This window comes from Amycolatopsis sp. NPDC033938 (assembly GCF_055575975.1).
Genome location: NZ_JBVIRO010000010.1, coordinates 160,733 through 177,030 on the forward strand (window position 1 = coordinate 160,733; position 16,298 = coordinate 177,030).

General features: G+C 68.2%; 18 protein-coding genes. 13 read left to right on the forward strand and 5 right to left on the reverse strand.

Annotated features, from left to right (window positions below; all coding sequences use genetic code 11):
* The first annotated feature begins 38 nt into the window (after positions 1 to 38).
* The 3 genes from ACZ5ZX_RS24595 to ACZ5ZX_RS24605 all read left to right on the forward strand — a co-directional run bounded on the left by ACZ5ZX_RS24595 (position 39) and on the right by ACZ5ZX_RS24605 (position 3,413).
* Positions 39 to 536 (forward strand): ArsR/SmtB family transcription factor, encoded by a 498-nt coding sequence (locus ACZ5ZX_RS24595; RefSeq protein ID WP_465504327.1) that lies wholly within the window; start codon positions 39 to 41, stop codon positions 534 to 536.
* A gap of 43 nt (positions 537 to 579) precedes the next feature.
* Positions 580 to 2,013, forward strand: coding sequence for a GTPase HflX (gene hflX, locus ACZ5ZX_RS24600; RefSeq protein WP_465504328.1), 1,434 nt, complete (start codon positions 580 to 582; stop codon positions 2,011 to 2,013).
* A 392-nt stretch (positions 2,014 to 2,405) separates the two neighbouring features.
* Positions 2,406 to 3,413 (forward strand): hypothetical protein, encoded by a 1,008-nt coding sequence (locus ACZ5ZX_RS24605; protein ID WP_465504329.1) that lies wholly within the window; start codon positions 2,406 to 2,408, stop codon positions 3,411 to 3,413.
* Positions 3,414 to 3,509: 96 nt separating this feature from the next.
* Here the strand turns inward: ACZ5ZX_RS24605 and lexA are convergent, their stop codons facing one another.
* Positions 3,510 to 4,226 (reverse strand): transcriptional repressor LexA, encoded by a 717-nt coding sequence (gene lexA / locus ACZ5ZX_RS24610; protein ID WP_465463495.1) that lies wholly within the window; start codon positions 4,224 to 4,226, stop codon positions 3,510 to 3,512.
* A gap of 331 nt (positions 4,227 to 4,557) precedes the next feature.
* Here lexA and ACZ5ZX_RS24615 point away from each other — a divergent pair, with 331 nt between their 5' ends.
* The 5 genes from ACZ5ZX_RS24615 (at position 4,558) to ACZ5ZX_RS24635 (ending at position 10,440) form a co-directional block, all read left to right on the forward strand.
* Positions 4,558 to 5,052 carry a LysM peptidoglycan-binding domain-containing protein gene (locus tag ACZ5ZX_RS24615; RefSeq protein ID WP_465504330.1) on the forward strand — a complete coding sequence of 165 codons (495 nt, stop codon included), beginning with the start codon at positions 4,558 to 4,560 and terminating at the stop codon, positions 5,050 to 5,052.
* Positions 5,053 to 5,353: 301 nt separating this feature from the next.
* Entirely contained in the window at positions 5,354 to 5,842 is a 489-nt protein-coding gene (gene nrdR, locus ACZ5ZX_RS24620) for a transcriptional regulator NrdR (protein WP_037304189.1), read from the forward strand.
* 34 nt (positions 5,843 to 5,876) lie between these two features.
* Complete coding sequence (locus ACZ5ZX_RS24625) at positions 5,877 to 8,693, forward strand: vitamin B12-dependent ribonucleotide reductase (protein ID WP_465504331.1); 2,817 nt, start codon at positions 5,877 to 5,879, stop codon at positions 8,691 to 8,693.
* A 99-nt stretch (positions 8,694 to 8,792) separates the two neighbouring features.
* On the forward strand, positions 8,793 to 9,788 hold the full coding sequence (locus ACZ5ZX_RS24630) for an outer membrane protein assembly factor BamB family protein (RefSeq protein ID WP_465504332.1): 996 nt from the start codon (positions 8,793 to 8,795) through the stop codon (positions 9,786 to 9,788).
* Positions 9,778 to 10,440 carry a hypothetical protein gene (locus tag ACZ5ZX_RS24635; protein ID WP_465504333.1) on the forward strand — a complete coding sequence of 221 codons (663 nt, stop codon included), beginning with the start codon at positions 9,778 to 9,780 and terminating at the stop codon, positions 10,438 to 10,440. The genes ACZ5ZX_RS24630 and ACZ5ZX_RS24635 overlap by 11 nt, the downstream gene beginning before the upstream one ends.
* Here the strand turns inward: ACZ5ZX_RS24635 and ACZ5ZX_RS24640 are convergent.
* Positions 10,428 to 10,784: a DoxX family protein gene (locus ACZ5ZX_RS24640; protein ID WP_465504334.1), complete on the reverse strand. Its 357-nt coding sequence runs from the start codon at positions 10,782 to 10,784 to the stop codon at positions 10,428 to 10,430. The genes ACZ5ZX_RS24635 and ACZ5ZX_RS24640 overlap by 13 nt on opposite strands.
* Positions 10,785 to 10,891: 107 nt before the next feature.
* On the opposite strand from ACZ5ZX_RS24640, the gene ACZ5ZX_RS24645 reads away from it, so the two are divergent.
* Together ACZ5ZX_RS24645 and ACZ5ZX_RS24650 are read left to right on the forward strand one after the other, a co-directional pair.
* Positions 10,892 to 11,965, forward strand: a complete 1,074-nt coding sequence (locus tag ACZ5ZX_RS24645; protein WP_465504335.1) for an ImmA/IrrE family metallo-endopeptidase — start codon at positions 10,892 to 10,894, stop codon at positions 11,963 to 11,965.
* Positions 11,962 to 12,498, forward strand: a complete 537-nt coding sequence (locus ACZ5ZX_RS24650; protein ID WP_465504336.1) for a PIN domain-containing protein — start codon at positions 11,962 to 11,964, stop codon at positions 12,496 to 12,498. Before ACZ5ZX_RS24645 ends, ACZ5ZX_RS24650 begins: the two co-directional genes overlap by 4 nt.
* Before the next feature lie 25 nt (positions 12,499 to 12,523).
* Here ACZ5ZX_RS24650 and ACZ5ZX_RS24655 read toward each other — a convergent pair whose 3' ends face one another.
* Entirely contained in the window at positions 12,524 to 13,573 is a 1,050-nt protein-coding gene (locus ACZ5ZX_RS24655; protein WP_465504337.1) for a DUF2293 domain-containing protein, read from the reverse strand.
* Positions 13,574 to 13,591: 18 nt separating this feature from the next.
* Positions 13,592 to 14,191 (reverse strand): CGNR zinc finger domain-containing protein, encoded by a 600-nt coding sequence (locus tag ACZ5ZX_RS24660; RefSeq protein ID WP_465504338.1) that lies wholly within the window; start codon positions 14,189 to 14,191, stop codon positions 13,592 to 13,594.
* 56 nt (positions 14,192 to 14,247) lie between these two features.
* Here ACZ5ZX_RS24660 and ACZ5ZX_RS24665 point away from each other — a divergent pair, with 56 nt between their 5' ends.
* A complete protein-coding gene (locus ACZ5ZX_RS24665) occupies positions 14,248 to 14,646 on the forward strand; it encodes an SRPBCC domain-containing protein (protein ID WP_465504339.1) in 399 nt (132 codons plus the stop codon).
* Here ACZ5ZX_RS24665 and ACZ5ZX_RS24670 read toward each other — a convergent pair whose 3' ends face one another.
* Complete coding sequence (locus ACZ5ZX_RS24670) at positions 14,647 to 15,234, reverse strand: TetR/AcrR family transcriptional regulator (protein ID WP_465504340.1); 588 nt, start codon at positions 15,232 to 15,234, stop codon at positions 14,647 to 14,649.
* Positions 15,235 to 15,326: 92 nt separating this feature from the next.
* Here ACZ5ZX_RS24670 and ACZ5ZX_RS24675 point away from each other — a divergent pair, with 92 nt between their 5' ends.
* Together ACZ5ZX_RS24675 and ACZ5ZX_RS24680 are read left to right on the forward strand one after the other, a co-directional pair.
* Positions 15,327 to 15,983 carry an FMN-dependent NADH-azoreductase gene (locus ACZ5ZX_RS24675; RefSeq protein ID WP_465504341.1) on the forward strand — a complete coding sequence of 219 codons (657 nt, stop codon included), beginning with the start codon at positions 15,327 to 15,329 and terminating at the stop codon, positions 15,981 to 15,983.
* A complete protein-coding gene (locus ACZ5ZX_RS24680; RefSeq protein WP_465504342.1) occupies positions 15,983 to 16,297 on the forward strand; it encodes a DMT family transporter in 315 nt (104 codons plus the stop codon). Before ACZ5ZX_RS24675 ends, ACZ5ZX_RS24680 begins: the two co-directional genes overlap by 1 nt.
* Position 16,298: the final 1 nt, after the last annotated feature.

Sequence of the window (16,298 nt, forward strand, 5' to 3'; positions counted from 1 at the left end):
TGGAAAGTGTCAATCACTTTTCGTCCTAGGCTGTCGCCGTGCCTACCTCACGACGTGCCGCCACCGAGACCGAAGCTGCGGCCATGGCCTCCGGAATAAGGCTGCGCATCATCCGGTTGACCTACTCGGAGGCGCTGACCAACAAGGAACTCGCCGAGCGGCTCGGCCGCGACCCGGCGACGACCCTGCACCACGTGCGCAGACTCGTCGACACGGGTTTCCTCGAAGCTCTCCCGGCACGGCGCGGCAAACGCGGTGCGAAAGAAATTCCGTATCGCTCGACCGGGTTGTCCTGGCATCTTGATTCCAGCGACAGGGGGATCGATCAGGCGATCTTCGAGGCGTATCTGGCCGAGATCGCCGAGACGGGGTTCGACGACTTACGCCAGACGAGGCTGGTCCTGCAGCTGCCGGAGGAGCAGATCGCCGAGCTCGAAGGCCGGATCACCGAGGTGCTCGACGAGTTCCTCGCCCGGCCGATGGACACGAACGCGCGGCGAACGGCGATATACCTGTCGAGGTATCCCAGCGGCTAATGAATTCGGTCCCGACGCAGAAACGTGGGACCATGGAGGCACGATGACGGAACTGACACACAACGATCTGAACGACATGGACCCATCGACCGGTGAACTGGAGCTCGAGGACCGCGCCTCGCTCCGCCGGGTAGCGGGCCTGTCCACCGAACTCGCGGATGTCACCGAGGTCGAATACCGGCAGCTGCGCCTGGAGCGCGTCGTTCTGGTCGGGGTGTGGACCGAGGGCACCGCCCTCCAGTCCGAGGCCTCGCTCGCCGAACTCGCCCGGCTGGCCGAAACGGCGGGCTCCGAGGTGCTGGAAGGCCTGGTGCAGCGCCGGCTCCGGCCGGATCCCGCCACCTACATCGGCTCGGGCAAGGTCAAGGAGCTGCGCGAAATCGTGGCGGCCACCGGAGCCGACACGGTGATCTGCGACGGTGAACTCTCCCCGGGCCAGCTGCGCCAGCTGGAGGAGAAGGTCAAGGTGAAGGTCATCGACCGCACCGCCCTGATCCTCGACATCTTCGCGCAGCACGCCAGCTCCAAGGAGGGCAAGGCACAGGTCGAGCTGGCCCAGCTGCAGTACCTGATCCCGCGGCTTCGCGGGTGGGGTGCGGCGCTGTCCCGGCAGGCCGGTGGCCGCGCCGGTGGCGCCAACGGTGGTGTGGGTCTGCGTGGCCCCGGTGAGACGAAGCTCGAAACCGACCGGCGGCGGATCAGCAAGCGCGTGTCGAAGCTGCGCCGGGAGATCGCCGCGATGGACACCATCCGCGAGACCAAACGCGGTCGCCGGGTGGCCAACGAGGTGCCGAGCGTCGCGATCGTCGGCTACACCAACGCCGGCAAATCGAGCCTGCTCAACGCGCTGACCGGCGCCGGGGTGCTGGTCGAGGACGCGCTGTTCGCCACGCTGGATCCGACGACACGGCGGGCACAGACGCCTGACGGCCGCACCTACACGCTGACCGACACCGTCGGTTTCGTGCGGCACCTGCCGCACCAGCTGGTGGACGCGTTCCGGTCGACGCTGGAGGAGGCGGCGAGCGCCGACCTGCTCGTGCACGTCGTCGACGGTGCCGACCCGACGCCGGAAGAGCAGGTCAACGCGGTGCGCGAAGTGCTCACCGAGATCACGAAGCGCCGTTCTGAGCCGCTCCCTCCGGAGCTGCTGGTGATCAACAAGGCCGACGCCGCCGACGAGGTGTCGCTGGCCCGGTTGCGGCACCAGATGGCCGGTTCGGTGCAGGTGTCGGCGCGGACCGGCACCGGGATCACGGAGCTGGCCGAAGCGATCGCGGAACGGCTGCCGAGGCCGGAGCTCGTGGTCGAGGTGCTGATCCCGTACTCGCGGGGCGAACTCGTCTCCCGCGCCCACGCCGACGGCGAGGTGCTGGAAGAGGAGCACGTCGAGACCGGTACCCGGCTGGTCGTCCGGGGCAGGCCTGAACTGGCCGCGGCGCTGAGCGACTTCCAGACAAACGGCTCGGCTCTGTAAGCAAGGATCCGAAGGCCCCCTTCACCTCGCGTGAAGGGGGCCTTCGTGTACCCGGAGACTGCCGCATTCAGAGGACTGAACGCAGGGTCGGCTCGACGTGGCGAGACAGGTGTTTCACGTACCTCAAGCCAGCGAGTCCGCGGGCCACGAGTAGGTATCCCTTGTGGACAGTCATGCGACGCGCCCGGCCGCGTGCCTGCCGTCAGGTAGTGAAGGCCTCCTTCGCTACCTTGAGGGTAGGTAAGGGGACCTTCACGGCAGCGAGCCACGTCTGACGCTCGAAGTGGCCTTCGTGACATTCCGGACTGTCTCGGCGTTCGCACCGAACTGCGCGCCGTCCCGGACGTCTCCGTAGTGTGGGGCTTCAGGGGTTCCACGGTACGGAGGTGGATGTGCGGGGGATTGTCGCGGCGGCGGTCGTGCTGGGGACGTTCGTCGGCGGGACCGCTCCCGCCGTGGCGCAGGAGGTCCCGGCGCCGCAGCCGGTGTGCGCGAACCGAGACTCCCGGCTCAGTGAGCTGTCAGGCCTGGTTTCGGACGGCGAGCACCTGTACGCCCTGAACGACGGCGGCACCAAGGTGCAGGTCTTCGTGCTCGACCGGGACTGCAAGGTCCAGAAGGTCATCTCGGCCGCGACGGATCCGTACGACCCCGAAGACCTCGCCCGCACCGCGGACGGCACCTTCTGGCTTTCCGACACCGGTGACAACCGCAAGAAGCGAGACACGGTCGCCTTGATCTCGCTGACCCCTCAGGGCAAGGCGACACTGCACCGGCTCACCTACCCCGACGGCCAGCACGACGTCGAAGCGCTGATCATGGACCGCTCGGGTACGCCGTACTTGATCACCAAGGACTTCTTCGGCGACTCGAAGGTGTACCGGCCCACCGGGCCGCTCGCCAGCCCCGGCCCGACCCCGCTGGAGAGCGTGGGATCGCTGCGGATCAAGGAGACCTCGACCCCGGGCGGGCCGGCGGGCTCGATCGGTTCGATGACGGTCACCGGGGCGGCGTCGATGGCCGACGGGTCGGTGGTCGCGTTGCGCACCTACACCGACGCTTATCTCTACGCCGTCACCGACGGCGATCTGGCGGGCGCCCTGCGGCGCGAACCCGTACGCGTACCCCTGCCGAACGAAAAGCAAGGGGAGGCGGTCGCCTTCGATCCGGACGGGACGCTGCTGTCCGGCGGGGAGGGCGTCGGAGAGCAGATCCGTGCGGTGAAGGGCGCGGCCGCCCTCGCCGCGGCCAAGGCCGAGGGCAGCACGTCGGGCGGGACTTCCGCGGCCGGTGGCGAGGGCCAAGGAACCGACTTCCCGTACGTGCAGGTCGGCATCGCCGCGATCGTCGTGATCGGCGGTCTCCTCCTGGTCGGCAGGCTGCGCAAACGGCGCGCCTGAGGAGAAGGTGGCCGGGACCACCGAAGCTTGCCGGGTCTGACCCGTGGTCTCGTGACCTGGGATCCCGGCGCGCTCCGGTTCCGGACCGAATCCTGACTAGAGCCTGCGGAGAACGGCCACGACCTTGCCGAGGATCGTGGCGTCGTCACCCGGGATGGGCTCGTAGGCCTCGTTGTGCGGCATCAGCCAGATGTGGCCGTCCTTGCGCTTGAACGTCTTGACCGTGGCCTCACCGTCGATCATCGCCGCCACGATCTCGCCGGGATCGGCCGTGGGCTGCTGGCGCACGACCACCCAGTCGCCGTCGGTGATGGCGGCGTCGATCATCGAGTCACCGGTGACGCTGAGCAGGAAGAGCTCACCCTCGCCGACGATTTCCCTCGGCAGGGGGAAGACGTCTTCGATGGCCTGCTCGGCCAGAACCGGCCCACCGGCGGCGATCCGGCCGACGAGCGGCACGTACGCGGCCTTCGCGGCCGACTGCGGCTGCTCGACATCGATGCCCATCGGGTTGTCGTCCGTCACGGCGAGGACGCCCACCGCACGCGGGCGGTTCGGGTCGCGTCGCAGATATCCCTTGCGCTGCAGGGCCTGCAACTGGTGCGACACCGACGAGGTGGAGGTCAGCCCGACCGCCTCGCCGATCTCCCGCACGCTCGGCGGGTAGCCGAACCGGCTCACCCACAGCTTGATCACGTCGAGCACCTGCTGCTGCCGCACGGTCAGGGTCTCGTCCACCTCGTAGACCTCGGGCAAGGCGCGCACCTTGCCCGAGCGCCTAGGCGCGTTCCCTGCCTTGCTCTCCTTAGCCACCGTCTCGCTCCTTCATCTCCTGCGTCGCCTCCCAGTACGTCCGGTCTCCCGGACCGACTTCGCGTGTCCTCCGCTGTCTTCGCCGGTGGCGGACGATCTTCCCGCCCACGGCACCGGCGGCGTCCGCACAGCAGACGCCCTGGTCAACGACGTTAGCCCGCCGGGACGACGATTTCAAACATCTGTTCGATGGACACGCCGTGTCGCTCGATTTTTGTCGGTGGGAGGTGGTACACATTCGCACGGGCGTTCGATAGAACGCGTGTTCGACCTTGATCGCCGGGTCCGCCCGGCGCTGGACCTGAGTGAAGCAGGATGCGAGGAGGTTCCGATGTCGATTCTGGCCGATCGAGGACTGGTGCGACCCAGCACCCCCGGGCCCGTTCCGGCAGGGCTGACCCGGCCGGTGCGGGTGGTTCGGGGCAGGCGTGCCGAGCCGCTGCGGCCCCCGTCGCGGGCGCGGGTGGTGGCGGGCCACAGGCCCGGCGTCGCCACCCTCTCCCCGGGCTGCCCGGCGCCCCGGCGGCTCCCGCTTCGCTGGCCGTCGCTCGTCACGATGGCCTTGCTCGTCGCCGGTGTCGTCACCGGATTGGGTCTGTTCTTGGCCGGGGTTCCCGGCGCCGCGGTGCCCGAGCGGACCACCACGGTGTCCGTTTCGGCGGGGGAGTCGCTGTCGGATCTCGCCGCCCGCTTCGCGCCAGGGAGTGACACTGGCGCGGTCGTCGCCAAGATCAAGGAGCTCAACTCCCTGGGAGACGCCGTTCTGGTCCCCGGACTGCCGCTCACCGTCCCGGTCGCGGCCGAGGTCGCCGAGGGTGGGAGGTGAGCCTGGAGACCGCTCTCACCCACCGCGGGTGATGTCCCCTTTCGTGTCTGATCGGCCCCGCGGTTGCGCTTGCGTGCGCCCCACCTGCGATCTAGTCTCCACCGCTATATGTAGTAGTTACATGGCTGTAGTTGGTCCATAGCTTGGGGTAGACTCGGTACCAGTTGTCCACAGCTGGCCGGTGTTCACCCACCGGATGTCCACAGATCGATCCACATGTCGATCTTTTCCGTCGTTGCGTGGCGACGGGGGCGGCGTCCACTCGGGGACCGGCCGGCGCGGAGGGGAAGGTGATCGGCGGATGAGGTGCCCGTTCTGCCGGCATGCGGACTCTCGGGTCGTCGACTCCCGAGAGGTGGATGAGGGTCAGGCGATCCGGCGGAGGCGCTCGTGCGCCGCTTGCGGCCGGCGCTTCACCACTTCGGAGACGATGGTGCTCGCCGTCGTCAAGCGGTCCGGGGTCACCGAGCAGTTCAGCCGGGACAAGGTGGTCCGGGGGGTGCGACGCGCCTGTCAGGGCAGGCCGGTCGACGACGACGCGCTGCAGCAGCTCGCGCAGCGGGTCGAGGAATCGATCCGGTCGGCGGGGCTGGCGGAGATCCCGAGTCACGAGGTAGGCCTGGCGATCCTGGGTCCCTTGCGTGAACTCGACGGCGTCGCGTATCTCCGGTTCGCCAGTGTCTACCGCTCCTTCTCCTCGGTCGAGGACTTCGAGAAGGAGATCTCGGACCTTCGTGAGGCCATGGCTGCCGCACCGGACGAGAGCGATCAAGACGCGAAAGACGGCTGATGCCGCCTCCCGCGTGGGAGTGAGGGAAAGACCCATGACCGAGACCGTGGGAACAGGTAACCCGGCCACAACGCGGACGAACGGGAAGAAGAAGCAGGCCGGCGGGCTCACCGTGCGGCGTGTCTTCACCACCGAGGGCGTCCACCCGTACGACCAGGTCACCTGGGAGAAACGGGACGTCGTGATGACGAACTGGCGCGACGGTACGGTCAACTTCGAGCAGCGCGGTGTCGAGTTCCCCGACTTCTGGTCGGTCAACGCGACGAACATCGTCACCAGCAAGTACTTCCGCGGCGCCGTCGGTTCGGCCCAGCGCGAGCAGAGCCTCAAGCAGCTGATCGACCGCGTCGTCCACTCCTACGTCAACGCGGGTCGCGAACACGGCTACTTCGCGAGCCCCGCCGACGCCGAGGTCTTCGAGCACGAGCTGACCTGGATGCTGCTGCACCAGGTGTTCAGCTTCAACTCGCCGGTGTGGTTCAACGTCGGCACGACGTCGAGGCAGCAGGTCTCGGCGTGTTTCATCCTCGCGGTCGACGACACCATGGAGTCGATCCTCAACTGGTACCGCGAGGAAGGCCTGATCTTCAAGGGCGGCTCCGGGGCGGGCCTGAACCTCTCCCGCATCCGTTCTTCGCGTGAGCTGCTGTCCTCCGGCGGTACCGCGTCCGGTCCGGTCTCGTTCATGCGCGGCGCGGACGCCTCCGCGGGCACCATCAAGTCCGGCGGCGCCACCCGGCGCGCGGCGAAGATGGTCGTGCTCGACGTCGACCACCCGGACGTCGAGGAGTTCGTGCAGACCAAGGCCCGCGAAGAGGAGAAGATCAAGGTCCTCCGCGACGCCGGGTTCGACATGGACCTCTCCGGCTCCGACATCACCTCCGTCCAGTACCAGAACGCGAACAACTCGGTCCGCGTCTCCGACGAGTTCATGCAGGCCGTCGAGACCCAGGGCGAATTCGGCCTGCGGGCCAGGATGACCGGCGAGGTCATCGACCGGGTCGACGCCAAGAAGCTGTTCCGCACCATCGCGCAGGCCGCCTGGGAGTGCGCGGATCCGGGGCTGCAGTACGACGACACGATCAACGACTGGCACACCTGCCCCGAATCCGGCCGGATCACCGCGTCCAACCCGTGTTCGGAATACATGCACCTGGACAACTCCAGCTGCAACCTGGCCTCGCTGAACCTGCTCAAGTTCGCCACCGCCGACGGCGGTTTCGACGCGCCGTTGTTCGCGAAGGCGGTCGAGCTGGTCATCACCGCGATGGACATCTCCATCTGCTTCGCCGACTTCCCGACCGAGGCGATCGGCGACACCACGCGCAAGTTCCGCCAGCTGGGTATCGGGTACGCGAACCTCGGCGCCCTGCTGATGGCGCTGGGTCACGCCTACGACTCCGACGGGGGCCGCGCGCTCGCCGCCGCGATCACGTCGCTGATGACCGGTGTCTCGTACCGGCGTTCCGCCGAACTCGCCGCGGTCGTCGGGCCGTACGAGGGATACGCGCGCAACGCCGAGGCGCACCAGCGGGTCATGCGCAAGCACGCCGCCGCCAACGAACTGGTGCGGACCTACCACGCGAACGACGCCGCGGTCCGCGCGCTCGCGACCCAGGAATGGAAGCGCGGCATCGAACTCGGCGAGACCAGCGGCTGGCGCAACGCGCAGGCCTCGGTGCTCGCGCCCACCGGCACCATCGGCTTCATGATGGACTGCGACACGACCGGTATCGAGCCGGACTTCTCGCTGGTCAAGTTCAAGAAGCTGGTCGGCGGCGGGTCGATGCAGATCGTCAACCAGACCGTCCCGCGCGCCCTGGCCGCGCTCGGCTACCAGGGCGAACAGATCGAGGCGATCGTCGAGTACATCGCCCAGCACGGCCACGTCGTCGACGCTCCCGGCCTGCGCCAGGAGCACTACGAGGTGTTCGACTGCGCGGTGGGGGAGCGGTCCATCGCGCCGATGGGGCACGTCCGGATGATGGCCGCGGTGCAGCCGTTCCTGTCCGGCGCGATCTCCAAGACGGTCAACATGCCGGAGTCGGCGACCGTCGAAGAGGTCGAGGAGATCTACTTCCAGGGCTGGAAGTACGGCCTCAAGGCGCTCGCGATCTACCGCGACAACTGCAAGGTCGGCCAGCCGCTGTCCACCGGCAAGAAGGAGAAGGCCGAACCCGAGGCCGAAAAGGTCGTCGAGTACCGGCCGGTCCGCAAGCGCCTGCCGAAGAAGCGCCCGAGCCAGACGGTGTCGTTCACCGTCGGCGGCGCCGAGGGGTACCTGCACGCCGGTTCCTACCCGGACGACGGGCTCGGCGAGATCTTCGTGAAGCTGGGCAAGCAGGGGTCGACCCTCTCGGGCGTGATGGACGCGTTCTCGATGTCGATCTCAGTGGGCCTGCAGCACGGGATCCCGCTGGAGTTCTACGTTTCCAAGTTCTCCAACCTGCGCTTCGAGCCCGCCGGGATGACCGACGACCCGGACATCCGGATCGCCACCAGCGTCATGGACTACCTGTTCCGACGGCTGGCGCTGGACTACCTGCCCTACGAGAAGCGTTCACAGCTCGGCATCTTCACCGCCGACGAACGCTCGGCACAGGTCGAGGCGAACTACGGCTCCGCTCCCGCCGCGGAACCGGAGAACGTCGACATCGACGCCCTGCGGTCCACTGTGGACTCTTCTGTCGCGGAGCCCGCCAAGGTGGCGCATTCGACGGCGGAACTGGTGGAGCTGAACCTCGGCACCGCCTCCGACGCGCCGCTCTGCATGACGTGCGGCACCAAGATGCGGCCCGCCGGCTCGTGCTATGCCTGTGAAGGGTGCGGAGCGACCTCCGGCTGCAGCTGACCTTTGATGCCTGCTTCGGCGGACGACCCACGTCGTTCGCCGAAGCAGGCGTCGGCGAATCCGGTTGTGCGGTGGCCCGTCCGCTGCTGAACTGGTCTCGTGTTCGATGTCCGCTGGGAACGGCCGCTGCACCAAGCCGGTTCGCCGTCCGCGATGGCGGTCACCGGGCAGCACCTCGTCGTGCACGAGCGGAGCACGAGACTGGTCGGTCTGGATCCTGTCGAAGGATCGGTGCGCTGGGACGTCCCGGTCGGGACATGGCCGCGTGCCGTCGTGATCGGCGAACCGTATTGTCTGGTGATCCCGCAGAACACCGGCGGGCTTCTCTGCCTGGACGTCGAAACGGGCGAAGAGGTTTGGCAAGCGGAGCCGGGCTCGTTCGCCGGTCATGTCGTGGTGGACGAAGAACTCGTGCTGGTCGGCGGTTGGCGCGGCTATACGCCAGTGTCCGCAGTGGACCTCCGCACCGGTGTTGCGCGTTGGCGCGCGGGAAGGCTCGGCAGCACAGTCTTGCCTGCCGTGACCGAGGCCGGTTTCCTGCTCGGTGAGCCGGGCGGCGACTCCGTATCGCTGATCGATCGAGGTGACGGCCGGGAGCTGGCCACGTGGTCCTTGCCCGAGCCCTTGGTCGGCCCCGACACCGGGCCCGCCTTTCGCGCGGAGGGCGGCGGCTTCCTCATGCGATGCGGCGAACGACTGGTCGTACGCATCGTCCCGGCCGAGGCGAAAGCCGAGACCGTGTTCCGTGCCGAACGCGATCTCGCGCCCAGAGCGGTGGACCTGTGCGGTGGCTTGCTCTGGTTGGCCGAGCGGCGTGGTGGCTACACGGTGGTCGACCCGTCGGACGGCGCCGAACGGTGGAGGATCCGGCACGACCGGCGGTTCGTCGCCTCGGTCGCGTCCGTGGAGGGAGGGTTCGCGATCGCCGACGAAGGCGGATCGTTGTTCCGGATCGACTTGGCCGGACTGGTGAGCGAGCGCGTCCGGATCACTCAGCGGATCGCAGCTCTTCGCGAGCAAGCGCCTTCGAGGCTTGTTCTGCTCGCGAAGGGGTCTTTGCTCGCTATCGGCGACAGGAGGCCCGGTGACCACTGACCGTGGAATCGCCGACCCGTTCGGCACGCTCAAGCAGGCGCTGTGGATTTGCGGCGGCCAGTGGGCGGGGAAGTCCACCGTCTCCCGGTCGCTGGCGCGTCGCCACGGCATCACGGTTTACCACTACGACTTCCACGACGCCCGAGCCCATCAAGATCGCCGCGTGGCTCACCGCGTCCGCGAGGGCCTGCCCGCGGCGGATCCCGATCCGGACACCATCTGGGTCGACCCCGCACCCGAACAGATGGCCGCCGACACGATCGCCGGTTTCCCGACGCGGTTCGAGTGGGCGCTGGACGATCTGCGCGCGCTGGTCTCCGGGCGCCCGATCCTCGCCGAGGGCTGGGGGCTGCGCCCGGAACTGGTCGCGCCCCTGCTGGATTCACCGCGGCGGATGCTCGTGATGGTGCCCACCGACGACTTCCGCGAGCATCAGCTTCGGGTCCTGCCCAGGGCCGGCGCGGTGACACACGGGGTCAGCGATCCCGAACGCGCTCAACGCAACCGGATCGCGCGAGACCGTCTCGTCGCCGAAGACGCCGTCCGTACCGCGCAGGGACTCGGCATCCGGGTGCTCTGGATCGACGGCTCGAAGGACGCCGAGGCGATCGCCGACGTCGTCGCCGACCACTTCGGTCCCTACCTGGTCTGAGCGAGATCGAGGACGAAGGTCGCCACCGCCAGCGCGAGGAAACCGGCGGGGAAGGCGATGTTGTAGAGCACCCGGGCACGCACGTGGGTGAGGACGGCGCCGAGGTAGAACAGCACGAGCCCGGCCGCGGCGGCGGTCCCGACGAAGGGCACGCCGAGGAGGCCCAGCAGCAGCCCCACGGCTCCCGCCGCCTTCAGCGAGGCCAGGGACGGGATCCAGGATCGAGGGACGTTCACCTCGGCGGAGTTCTTGAGGACGAAGGGAGCATGGGCGAAGTCGGCGGCGGCGATTCCGGCGTTGACCGCGATCGTCACGATGGCCACGGTGAGGTAGGCGGAGAACATGCTCTCTGGACGAGACCCGCGCCCGGGACGTGACAATGCCTTGACTGACCCACGGGCGGCAGGTATCCGACTTGACGAATGTGCGAAAATCGCACCACACTGGTCCGGTGGAATGGACCGAGGTGGGCGAGCGCGTCCGGGAGAGTCGGCTGGCGGCCGGCATGTCGCAGGCCGGTCTGGCGAGCGCTGTCGGTCTGGAGCGCACGAAGATCGCCAAGATCGAGTCCGGCGGGCGCCAGATCGACGCGCTCGAGCTGGCGAAGCTGGCCGCCGCGCTACAGGTGCCCATGGGACACTTTCTCCGCGAGCGCCCACCGGTTCTGTCGCGGCGAACCAGCCTGGTCGACGACACGGACAGCGCGGTCTCCCGGGATTCGTACCGGCTGGAGGCCAAGCTGGTGGCCTGGCTGGACGACGTCCGGCAGATGATCGCGCTCGATCTCCTCGAACCTGGCAAGGCTTCGTTGTACGACCGCACGGTCTCGGACCCGGCGGGGGCACGCGAGGCGGCCCTGTGGCTGAGGGAGCGGCACGGCTTGGGACAAGAGCCGATTCGAACGTTGATGGCGGTGTGCGAACGAGCAGGTCAGTACGTCCTGGTGTCGGATCTTCCCGGAGATGGTGCTTCGCTGATCGACGGAGACTTCGGCGTATCGGTTGTCAGCAGGCTCGCCGATCCGGGCAGGCGCCGGGCGACAGCGGCTCACGAACTGGGCCACTTCGTGTTGGGGGACGAGTATTCGACGGATCTCGGCGTATCGACCTCTCGTGAAGATCGAGAGCGGGTCATCGACGCGTTCGCCGCTGAATTCCTGCTTCCGTCCTCCGTGCTCGAACGGGTGGCGAGGGATGATCTGCGCGGTGAACTGATCAAGCTGTCGGCGGTGTTCCGCACTTCGTGGTCGCTTACCGTTCGCCAGGCGGGGCAGGTCGGTCTGCTCGACGGAGACCGGCTGACGAAATGGTTCTCCGACGCGCCGACGAGGGCGGAGCTCAGAGATGCCGTCGGCTGGGTCCCGCAGCCTGATCTGGAGGGGGTGCGGGTACCTCCCGGGTACGCCCACGCTGTGATGGAGGCCTTACGGCAGCACTTCGTCACGCCCACGCGAGCCGTCGAGCTCATGCATGGCGAAGTCGGGATCGAAGATCTTCCCGGGATCGAGACGGGCGCCGGCTCGTGACCGGTCAACGTTCTCTGGTCCTCGACGCGATGTGCCTGAATCATTTCGCACGCGCGGACCGGTTGGATGTTCTGCGCGATCTGCTCATCGCTGACGAATGCCGTACCACCTACGTGGTCATCGAGGAGCTGCGTCTCGGCGCCTCGACGCACCCGGCTCTGCGGGACGCGTTGGAGCTCGAATGGGTCAAAGTGCGTCGACTGGACACGATCCGGGAACTCGAATATTTCGTGAAGTGGTCCGAAAGGATCGGCGCGGGAGAACGGGACCGGGGCGAGGCCAGTGTTTTCGCCGTCGCGGAGCTGGAGTGTGGCACGGCGATAACCGATGACCAGGCCGCGATCCGGGTGGCCAGGCGGTATGGCCTGGAGGTGCACGGGACGGTCTGGCTCCTTGCCAGGGCCTGTCGGAACGGGAAACTGACCGAGGTGGCCGCCGGTAATCTCATCGACTCCGTCCGCGACACGGGTATGCGTTTGCCCTGTACCGGCGCCGAGTTCGGTGAATGGGCTCGTGCTCGCGGCCTGCTGTGATCCCGGGGTTCAACCGTGACGGGCCTCAGGAACGCCAGCGCTCGAGCACCGTGTCGATGGTCGAGCGGATGCGGTCACGGGCGGCCTGCCGTTCCACGCCCGCCATGAGGAGGTCGTCGTAGTCGGTGTCGAGGTGCCGGATCGAGGCGACGACGGCGAGGAACACCGCCCGCTCGGCCAGTTCGCGTCCGGCGGCGGACCGGCCGACCCGGCCACTGCCGCGCTGACCGGCGTGTTCGGCGATGGCACGCGCCCGCTCCGGCGGGCAGCCGGGGAACATCTCGGTGATCGCGGTGAAGAACCGGGCGGTGAACTCGACGTCCTCCTGGGCGCGCCGCTCGCGATCACGCACGCGACGTCGTTCCCGGACGTCCTCGTCGGCGAAGCACTGTTCTTCGGCGCTGCGAAGTGCCTCTTCTTCGACCAGGATTCCTTGCCGCTCCTGGCGTTTCCGTGACCGGTTGAAGCGCGTGACCACGGCGGAAAGGCGGCTCGCCTTCTTGGCCCGACGGGTCAGGGTCGCGTCACCGGAAGGCAGGAAGACCAGGTGGCCGAAATCGGCGCAGTCGAGGCAATGCGGCACCTCTTTCTCCAGGTACAGCAGATCGCCGGTACCGCCGCATTCGGCACAGGTCCAGTCCTTGATCGCGACCCAGACGAAGAGGTCGGGGGCTTTCTGTTGCCGCGCGACGACTTGCGCCCGTTTGGCGTCGGACAGTCCCGGCATGATCCAGTGCGTCCGGAACAGCGGTTCGAGGTCGGCCAGATCACCCGAAGTCGCGCTCAGGGTGGCCCGGTCACGCGTCGCCGCGACGTGCTCGATCTCGGAGCCTTCGAGGCCCTTGGCCGCGGCCCAGCTCTGGAGCGCTCCGAGGGCGAAGCTCAGCTTTTCCTTGTTCACCGGCAGCGCCGTCGACAGGTCGGGGATCCTGCTCTGCTGCCAGGCCCTGATGACGTTGTCCGACAGCCAGCCGATCCCGGCCAGGACGTCGAGCGCGGTCACCGATTTCCGCGTGGACAACAGCTTCTCCGCCGTCTCCACGACGCGCTGTTCCAGCTTCGCCGCACCTTGCATCGCCGGGAATCCTAGCGATCACGACGGTTCGGCCCGCGCCCGGTAGGCCCGGATCTTGGCCCGGTTGCCGCACCGCTCCATCGAGCACCAGCGGCGGTTGCCTGAGCGTGAGGTGTCGAAAAAGAGCAGGTAGCAGTCGTCCGCGGCACACTCGCGGACGCGGCCGGACCGCCGGCCCGAGACGAGTTCGACGGCGTCGCGGGCGACGGCGCCGAGGAGTTGCTCGCCGGTGATGGGCGGTGCCCAGGCGAGCCGCCGGGTTTCCGGATCGATCACCGGCCGCGGGCTCGCCCCGGTCGCGTCATTCAGCGAAGCCAGCGCCTCGGCTGACGGCGGCGCGCCGTGTGCGAGAGCGGGAACGACCTGGTAGAGCGCGTCTCGAAGCTCCTTGAGCGCGGTGAGTTCGGCGGGCCGGATCCGGACGTCGGTCAGGGGCGCGGTCAGCGCGAGCCGGGAGCCGGTGAACCACTCGGCGAGGTCGGCGGGCGTGTGCGCGATCTCGTACCGCTGGTACGGGCCGGGGCCGCCGGTCAGCATGAGTTCGAGGCTGAGGCTGCCCGGATCGAACCGGTACCGCTCACCCTGTGCGCTCACGAGCAGTCTTGTACCCGGGGTCATGTAACCACTATAGTCGGTTTCGGAAACCAGTTAAGACGGTTACAGGCGGAGGCGGCGTGGTCGGGAAGACGAAGGACGCGGGCTGGGAGATCGGCGTGTCCAAGACGGTGGCGTATCCGCTGGAGCACGTCTGGGACTACCTCTCGGGTCCGGGGCTCGCGGACTGGCTGGGTGAAGTGCGGCTGGAACCGGAGAAGGGCGCGCCGTACGAGACGGCCGAGGGCACTGTCGGCGAGGTTCGCGGCTACCGCGAACGCGAGAAGATCCGTCTCACCTGGCGGCCGAAGGATTGGGACCACGAGAGCACGGTCCAGGTCGGGCTCCGTCCGGCCGGTCCTGGCAAGACCGTCGTGGTCTTCCATCAGGAGCGGCTCGCCGGGCCGGAGGAGCGTGTGGCGCAACGTGAGCATTGGCAGGCCGTGATGAAGGTCGTCGTCGACGGCCTCGGCGGCTGATCAGGACAACGCCCGCCGCGCCTGCTCCTTCAGTGCCTCGGTGATCCGTTCGGGGCTCAGGCCGAGTTCGCCGGTCTGATAGAGGAACACCTCGGGGGCGAGCGGCGCCAGCAGGATGTCGGCGAGCGCGTCCGGATCCTTCGTGCCCGCCTGCTCGGCGAGGAAACGGACGTGGGTGCGCCACAGCCGGTACGGGCCGGTGGTGAACCGTGAATGCCCGACCTCGGTGCCGAGCACGAGATGGGCGTGCCGGTCGAGCAAACCGGTCATCGCCGCGTAGAACGCGGCCAGCCGTTCGGCGGGTGGCGCGCCGGGTCCCAGCGGGGGAGGGCCGGTGAGCAGTCGCTCCTGTAGCTCCCGCTCGTGTTCGTCCAGTAGGGCGACGGCGATCGCCGAGCGGTCGGGGTAGCGGCGGTACAGCGTGGCGCGGCCGACGCCGGCCGCCTTGGCGATGTCTTCCATGGTGACGTCCGCGGCCGGACGCGCGGCGAAGAGTTCCTCGGCGGCCTTCAGGATCTTCGCGCGGTTGCGGGCGGCATCGGCTCGTTCCCGTCCTGGACCGTTCGCGAGCAGATCTTCTGTCGGCATGTCCGCAGCCTAGGGAATATCCGGACGCGTCGTCCACTTGTACCCGTCGAAGCAAGTGGACGCCGTGTCCACTTCCTGGTCCGGGAGGCCCGATGAGCCACCTTCTCCACCTCGACTCCAGCGCCCGCCGTACGTCCTTCTCCCGCGAGCTGAGCGCTCGCTTCGCCGAGGTCTGGCGCGCCGCGCACCCTGGCGCGGGCTACACCTACCGCGATCTGGCGGCCGAACCGGTGCCACCGATCGGACAGGCGTGGACCGAGATCTGTGACGCCCTCCTCGCCGGCGAGATCACCGATCCGGCCGGTTACGCGTCGGTGGTGAAGACGGCCGGGCAGCGTGAGGCCTGGGCGATCATCGAGCCGCTGCTGGCCGAACTGCTCGCCGCCGACGTCGTGCTGATCGGGGCGCCGATGTACAACTTCTCGATCCCGGCGACGCTCAAGCTGTGGATCGACCAGGTGACGTTCCCGAAGATGTCCTTGGCGGGCAAGGCTTTCGTGGTCGCGGGCGCGCGTGGGGGCACTTACCTGCCGGGAACGCCGCGCGAGCCGGTCGACCATCACGAACGCTATCTGCGTGACTTCTTCGCCGGGCACTACGACGTCCACGACGTCACGTTCCTGCATTCCGAGCTGACGAACGCCCTTGTCGACCCGCGGTTGAGCCCGCGTGATCCTGACCGGATCGCGTCGCGGGAACAGGCGCTGCTGGGCGCCGAAAAGCTGGCCTCGGCCGGAAGGGAAGCCTGATGGGCTGGGGAATCCTGCTGCTGGCCGGAGTCGTCGAGGTCGCCTGGTCGCAGAGCATCAAGCCGACGGAGAACTTCACCCGTCTGTGGCCGACCGTGCTGTGTTTCGTGCTCGGTGTCGCCGCGGTCTACCTGCTGTCGAAGGCGATGGATTCGGTCCCGGTGGGGACCGCGTACGCCGTGTTCACCGGGATCGGCGCGGTGGGCGCGATCGTGTTCGGCGTCGTGGTCCACAAGGACCCGCTCAGCTTCGGGCGGTTCGCCGCGATGGGGCTGATCGTGGGCGGGGTCGTGCTGGCGAGGGTGACGGCGTGAC

What these genes read in the sequence shown, in the direction of transcription:
- hflX (WP_465504328.1), top strand. Translation starts at nt 580, where the DNA reads ATGACGGAACTGACACACAACGATCTGAACGACATGGACCCATCGACC.
- ACZ5ZX_RS24615 (WP_465504330.1), top strand. Translation starts at nt 4,558, where the DNA reads ATGTCGATTCTGGCCGATCGAGGACTGGTGCGACCCAGCACCCCCGGG.
- ACZ5ZX_RS24660 (WP_465504338.1), bottom strand. Translation starts at nt 14,191, where the DNA reads ATGACCCCGGGTACAAGACTGCTCGTGAGCGCACAGGGTGAGCGGTAC.
- ACZ5ZX_RS24680 (WP_465504342.1), top strand. Translation starts at nt 15,983, where the DNA reads ATGGGCTGGGGAATCCTGCTGCTGGCCGGAGTCGTCGAGGTCGCCTGG.
- ACZ5ZX_RS24670 (WP_465504340.1), bottom strand. Translation starts at nt 15,234, where the DNA reads ATGCCGACAGAAGATCTGCTCGCGAACGGTCCAGGACGGGAACGAGCC.
- ACZ5ZX_RS24640 (WP_465504334.1), bottom strand. Translation starts at nt 10,784, where the DNA reads ATGTTCTCCGCCTACCTCACCGTGGCCATCGTGACGATCGCGGTCAAC.
- ACZ5ZX_RS24625 (WP_465504331.1), top strand. Translation starts at nt 5,877, where the DNA reads ATGACCGAGACCGTGGGAACAGGTAACCCGGCCACAACGCGGACGAAC.
- nrdR (WP_037304189.1), top strand. Translation starts at nt 5,354, where the DNA reads ATGAGGTGCCCGTTCTGCCGGCATGCGGACTCTCGGGTCGTCGACTCC.
- ACZ5ZX_RS24655 (WP_465504337.1), bottom strand. Translation starts at nt 13,573, where the DNA reads ATGCAAGGTGCGGCGAAGCTGGAACAGCGCGTCGTGGAGACGGCGGAG.
- ACZ5ZX_RS24675 (WP_465504341.1), top strand. Translation starts at nt 15,327, where the DNA reads ATGAGCCACCTTCTCCACCTCGACTCCAGCGCCCGCCGTACGTCCTTC.